The organism is Cylindrospermum sp. FACHB-282 (assembly GCF_014697195.1).
GTDB lineage: Bacteria > Cyanobacteriota > Cyanobacteriia > Cyanobacteriales > Nostocaceae > Cylindrospermum.
Genome location: NZ_JACJRJ010000068.1, coordinates 21,918 through 27,982 on the forward strand (window position 1 = coordinate 21,918; position 6,065 = coordinate 27,982).

General features: G+C 43.2%; 4 protein-coding genes. All 4 read left to right on the forward strand.

Translation table 11 applies throughout. The features are described 5' to 3' along the window. Positions 1 to 33: 33 nt before the first annotated feature. The 4 genes from H6G32_RS24325 to H6G32_RS24340 all read left to right on the forward strand — a co-directional run bounded on the left by H6G32_RS24325 (position 34) and on the right by H6G32_RS24340 (position 5,944). Positions 34 to 903: a polyphosphate kinase 2 family protein gene (locus H6G32_RS24325; RefSeq protein ID WP_190463008.1), complete on the forward strand. Its 870-nt coding sequence runs from the start codon at positions 34 to 36 to the stop codon at positions 901 to 903. Between the two features lie 126 nt (positions 904 to 1,029). Beyond that, positions 1,030 to 1,653, forward strand: a complete 624-nt coding sequence (locus H6G32_RS24330; protein WP_190463020.1) for a chemotaxis protein CheB — start codon at positions 1,030 to 1,032, stop codon at positions 1,651 to 1,653. 121 nt (positions 1,654 to 1,774) lie between these two features. Beyond that, positions 1,775 to 3,667 carry a CheR family methyltransferase gene (locus H6G32_RS24335; RefSeq protein ID WP_190463011.1) on the forward strand — a complete coding sequence of 631 codons (1,893 nt, stop codon included), beginning with the start codon at positions 1,775 to 1,777 and terminating at the stop codon, positions 3,665 to 3,667. Between the two features lie 159 nt (positions 3,668 to 3,826). After that, positions 3,827 to 5,944, forward strand: a complete 2,118-nt coding sequence (locus H6G32_RS24340) for a hybrid sensor histidine kinase/response regulator (RefSeq protein WP_190463013.1) — start codon at positions 3,827 to 3,829, stop codon at positions 5,942 to 5,944. Positions 5,945 to 6,065: the final 121 nt, after the last annotated feature.

Below are 6,065 nucleotides of genomic sequence, written 5' to 3' on the forward strand. Positions count from 1 at the left end.
CTGGTTATCAGCAGATTTCAGGAGCAGTTTTATATGAATTATGACGCTTTTTTAGTGCCCCCTGGTGCAAAAATTTCTTTAGCAAAAGACTATGACCCATCTTATAAATATGAGCTTTCAGAAAAAACTGATGCTGGAAAAAAATTACAGGCAGGTATTAAACAGTTAGCAAATTACCAAAATATTCTTTATGCTCAAAATACCTATGCATTGCTAATTATCTTTCAGGCGATGGATGCTGCTGGTAAAGATAGCACAATTAAATATGTGATGTCTGGTATAAATCCCCAAGGATGTCAGGTGTTTAGTTTTAAGCAACCGAGTGCGGAAGAATTAGACCATGATTATTTGTGGCGGTCGATGAAGGCTTTGCCAGAACGGGGGCGCATTGGCATATTTAATCGTTCATATTATGAAGAAGTGCTAGTGGCACGTGTGCATCCAGAAGTGCTTTTAAAGCAACAATTACCCGATTTTCCTCAAGAAGATGAGATATGGAAACAGCGGTTTGAGGAAATTAATAATTTTGAAAAATACCTGGTCAATAATGGTATTGTTGTTCTCAAATTTTTTCTCAATGTTTCAAAATCTGAACAAAAAAAGCGGTTTTTAAAGCGCATAGATTCCCCTGAAAAAAATTGGAAATTTTCTGCTAGTGATATTCAGGAACGGGCTTTTTGGGATGACTATATGGCGGCTTATGAGCAAGTTTTTTGTCATACTAGTACTAAATGGGCACCCTGGCATATTATTCCGGCTGATCGCAAATGGTTTACACGCTTAGTAGTGGCAGATATCATTTGTCAAAAATTCCAAGAACTGAATTTGAAATATCCGAGGGTGAGTGAGGAATCTAAACAGCAACTTTTGCAGGCAAAGCGAATGTTGGAGGAGGAAGATTAACTCATCCTTTTGAGAGATTAATGCGGAAAAATATACTATAGATTTTTTAGGGAGGACGAATAAGTTGAAAATCATCTATGCTAAATATAGTTAGAAAAAGTGGCTAATCTTAAAAGCCTAGAAATCATGATAAAAATGGCAGAGAATGCCAATAATTATCCACCTCGCTTTAATAATGCTGCTTACGATACTGTGGCTCTGGCAGCTTCGGCAGGAGGGCTAACTGCTCTGACTGAAGTGGTATCAACTCTGCCGGCAGATTTTGCTGCGGCGATTGTTGTTGTGCAACATCTTGACCCCCGGCACCGTTCGCTGATGGCTGAGATTCTCAGTCGCCGGACTGGACTAAATGTTAAGCAGGCGGAGGAGGGAGACCTGCTAGCACCGGGAACGGTTTACATTGCGCCACCCAATAATCACTTGCTGGTCAATAGTGACGGCACCCTTTCATTATCTCAGTCGGAATTGGTGCATTTCCTCCGTCCCTCGGCTGACTTGCTATTTGAATCAGTTGCAGGTAGTTACAAAGACCGAGCGATCGCAGTTGTGCTCAGTGGTACGGGTACTGATGGGGCCATGGGGGTAGGAGCGATCAAAAAAATGGGCGGTACTGTGATTGTTCAAGATGAAAAAAGTGCTGAATTTTCTGGAATGCCTACCGCAGCTATTCAAACAGGAAATGTAGATTTCGTTCTCCCCTTGGCTGAAATCTCTTCAGCTTTGGTAACCTTAGTTATGGCTAACGATTGAATCTAGAAACTGGGTATTAGTAATTGGAGGAAACAAGGGAGAGATTTCTTCAATAATTCCCCCTGCTCCCTGCTAGAAAGCCCCCTATCCGCCTGCTAGAAAGCTCCAGTGCTCAATCCCTATGACTCCCCTAGATCCTGAATTTGAAAATCTACTTGTTTATCTGAGACAAAGCCGGGGGTTTGATTTCTCAGGCTATAAACGCGCGACTTTGATGCGTCGTGTACGCAAGCGGATGCAGGGATTTAATCTAGAGACCTTTAGCGATTACTTAGACTATTTGGAAGTTTATCCAGAAGAATTTAATCATCTGTTCAACACCATTTTGATCAACGTCACAGGCTTTTTTCGGGATGCGCCAGCCTGGGAACAACTGGCAGATAAGGTGCTGCCCAATATAGTTAGTAGTAAAAAAGATTCGGCTCCTATTAGAATGTGGAGTGCTGGTTGTGCCTCTGGTGAAGAGGCTTACACTCTGGCGATGCTGATGGCAGAAATTATGGGAGCAGAGGAATTTCGCCGGCGAGTAAAAATCTATGCTTCAGATGTAGATGAAGAAGCGCTCAATCAAGCTCGTCTGGCTGTGTATTCAGCAAAAGATGTCCAAGGGGTGCCAGCCGAACTGCGACAGAAATATTTTGAGACCATAGGGAATTGCTATGTATTCCGCCAAGATATGCGCCGCTCAGTAATTTTTGGTCGTCATGACTTGTTACAAGATGCGCCGATTTCTCGCTTAGACCTGCTGGTGTGTCGCAACACACTGATGTATTTTAATTCTCAGGCTCAGGGGCGGATCATGGCGCGGTTTCATTTTGCTCTGAATAATGGGGGCTATCTGTTTTTGGGGAAAGCAGAGATGCTGTTGTTACATAGCAATCTGTTTACGCCAATAGACCTGAAAAACCGGATATTTAAGAAAGTATCGGTGGCAACTACGCGCGATCGCCTCCTGGTTATGGCAAATCCACCAGTAGATGACGAATCTAGCACCCGGTTGTCGCGGCACATCCGCATCCGAGAGCTGGCTTTTGATTCGTCACCCATCGCCCAAATAGTAGTTGATCTCAAAGGCACTCTGGTGCTAGTTAACGAGCAGGCTCGCACTTTATTTGGTCTGTCACCCAAAGATTTAGCTCGTCCTTTCCAAGATTTGGAACTCTCCTATCGTCCAATAGAACTGCGATCGCTAATTGAAAAAGCATATAGCGATCGCAGTGCTGTGAAGCTGAACAATGTGGAGCGTTATTTGCCCAACGCAGAAATTCAATATCTGGATGTGCAAATTGTCCCTTTGCAAGATGGGGAAAACAACCTCCTAGGCGTCAGCATCGCCTTTGATGATGTCAGCCGTTACACTCAACTTCAACTTGAACTAACACGCTACCGACAAGATTTAGAGGCTAGCAATGAAGAACTCCAGTCTACCAATGAAGAATTAGAAACTACCAACGAAGAACTCCAGTCTACTAATGAAGAATTAGAAACCACCAACGAAGAGCTCCAATCTACCAATGAAGAATTGGAGACAATGAACGAAGAGCTTCAGTCAGCAAATGAAGAATTACTCACAATTAATAATGAATTGATTCAGCGTACTGCCGAACTCGATCATTCAAATATTTTCTTAAGTTCCATCCTCACAAGTCTCCAAGCCGGAATCGTGGTAATTGATAAAAACCTTAACATCTTAATTTGGAATTATATGGTCGAGGATCTCTGGGGTTTGCGGACTGATGAAGTAGTGGGAAAATCTCTTTTCAGCTTAGACATTGGTTTACCTCTAGAGCAACTGCGATCGCCCATCCGCGATTGTTTGTCTGGAAAAAAGAAATTTGAAGAAATGATTCTGGATGCTCTCAATCGTCGGGGCAGGAAAATTCAATGTTATCTCGCTATCACTCCCTTGTCAGGAGTGGAGATAGAAGGGACAGTTTTGATGATGGCAGATATAGAAAAAATTAATAGTATGGTTTCTGTCCCAGATATTCAGAAACGACAACAGCAGGATTAAACAATTAAAAATTAAGAATTAAAAATTAAAAACTCTTACATAAGGGGATTTGCATCCCGACTAAAGCACAAGCTACCTGTAGTACGCCCTTGGTGTTCCCGTAGCCTAGGGGTATTAGGCCCTAACATCCTGATAAAATAAATATATAGGTAAAAAGTAATGACAAAAAAAAATAATTTTGAACAAGCTGTAGCTGGGGCACATCGGCGACTGGATAACCTTTTGCAGCGTGCAAGTCAAGGAGATGAGCAGTTAGCAGGGGAAGATTCGCCGATAGAGCTATTAAAAGAAGCGATCGCTGAAATTTCCATTTCTCTCGAAGAAACCCAAGTATTGGGAGAACAGCTACAGCAACAAAATAATGAATTATTAGCTACCCGCCATCTTGTGGAAGCAGAGCGCCAGCGTTACCAGGATTTATTCAACTTCGCCCCAGAAGGTTACTTAGTCACTGATGCTGGTGGAGTCATTCAAGAAGCCAATTATGCCGCGGCGGAATTACTGAGTGTGCGCCAGTCTTACTTGATTGGCAAACCATTTTTTGTATTTGTACATCTGTCAGAACGACAAAAATACAGGCAGATCATGGAGCAGTTAAAGCAGCAGGGAAATATCAGGGGAGAAGAGTTACGAATATGCCACCATCATGGCCCCATAGACTTTCCATCTGAACTGAACGCCCTGGCAATCTGCCATACTGAAGGGGATTTAGGGAAATTGCGCTGGCTATTCAGAGACATTAGTCAACGTAAGCAGATAGAACAGAAACTACACGAACAAGCTGCCCTACTAGACATCACAACCGACGCAATTTTTGTTAAAGATTTGCACGACCAAATCTTATTCTGGAACAAAGGCGCAGAGCAGATATACGGCTGGCAGAAGCAAGAAGCTTTAGGAAAAATTGCTGGGGAAATTCTGTTTCAGGAAACCTCCCCTCAACAGGTAAAGGCTTTAGAAACCGTGATTGAGCATGGCTCCTGGCAAGGTGAGTTAAATAAAATTAAAAAAAATGGTGATGAAATCATCATTGCCAGCCGCTGGATACTAATGCTTGATGCCGCAGGCTTGCCCAAATCAATCCTGGCTGTTGACACCGACATCACAGAAAAAAAACAACTCGAAGCCCAGCTTTTTCGCAGCCAACGCTTGGACAGCCTCGGTACCCTTGCTGGTGGTATTGCTCACGACTTCAACAATATCCTCACCCCAATCATGACAATCGCCCAACTGCTGCCCCTCAAACACCCCGATCTCGATGAGAGTTCACAGCAGATGCTAAAAATGCTACAAAGCAATGCTAAACAGGGGGCGGATTTAGTGCGGCAAATTTTGTCCTTTACCCGTGGGTCTGAAGCCAAGCGCACAATTGTTCAACCATGGTATTTGATAGAAGACATTAAGCAGATAGTCAAACGCACATTCCCTAAATCCATCGACATCAAGACGGATATAGGGGCAAATTTGGGGAATATTTGGGGAGATAGCACCCAACTACATCAGGTATTTATGAACCTAGTAGTTAATGCTCGTGATGCCCTATCTGATGGCGGTAACTTGCAGATTTCTGTCACCAAACTGTTTATTGATGAAAACTACACTAGAAGCCACATCGGGGCTAAAGTTGGTGACTACGTGATGATTACGGTTGCCGATAATGGCGTTGGCATTTCCCCAGAAATTAGGGATAAAATTTTTGATCCCTTTTTCACCACCAAAGAAATTGGCAAGGGTACAGGGCTGGGTTTGTCTACGGTGATGGGAATTGTCAAAAGCCACGGCGGTTTTGTTGAAGTATCGAGTCAGGTAGGAGTAGGTAGTCAATTTTATGTCTACCTACCAAGCTGCGAGGAAAGTGCCGACCAAGTAGTAGATGAAATTCCAATATTGACAGGACAGGGAGAATTAATTTTAGTTGTCGATGATGAAGCGGCGATTACTCAGATTATTAAAACTACATTGGAAATTCACAACTACAAGGTATTGAATGCCCAAAATGGCATTGAAGCCTTGGAAGCCTACAACCAGTACAAAGATGAAATTAAGCTAGTGCTTCTGGATATGATGATGCCGGCAATGTCTGGGGAAATTACCATCCGCACTTTGCAAATCATCAACCCACAAGTGCAAATTATGGCTATGAGTGGATTGGCTACTGCTGAGGCGTTATTACAGACTACAGGCATTAGCATCCAAGGATTTTTAGCCAAACCCTTTGCTGTTAGTCAATTGTTAAACTCTGTGCAGGAGATACTGGCACCCAGTTCTGAGCCTTAATTTCTTTTTTCAGCTTGAACAGCAAGGAGCCTCTCACCTACCCGCAAGGGAGGTGACGAGAGGAATTGCGAGACAAAAACGAAACGTCCCTTGACCACATCAATCCGCAGGATTGACCGAG

Excerpts from the sequence above, each read along its gene's own strand:
- H6G32_RS24325 (WP_190463008.1), top strand. The coding sequence starts at position 34 with ATGAATTATGACGCTTTTTTAGTGCCCCCTGGTGCAAAAATTTCTTTA.
- H6G32_RS24330 (WP_190463020.1), top strand. The coding sequence starts at position 1,030 with ATGATAAAAATGGCAGAGAATGCCAATAATTATCCACCTCGCTTTAAT.
- H6G32_RS24335 (WP_190463011.1), top strand. The coding sequence starts at position 1,775 with ATGACTCCCCTAGATCCTGAATTTGAAAATCTACTTGTTTATCTGAGA.
- H6G32_RS24340 (WP_190463013.1), top strand. The coding sequence starts at position 3,827 with ATGACAAAAAAAAATAATTTTGAACAAGCTGTAGCTGGGGCACATCGG.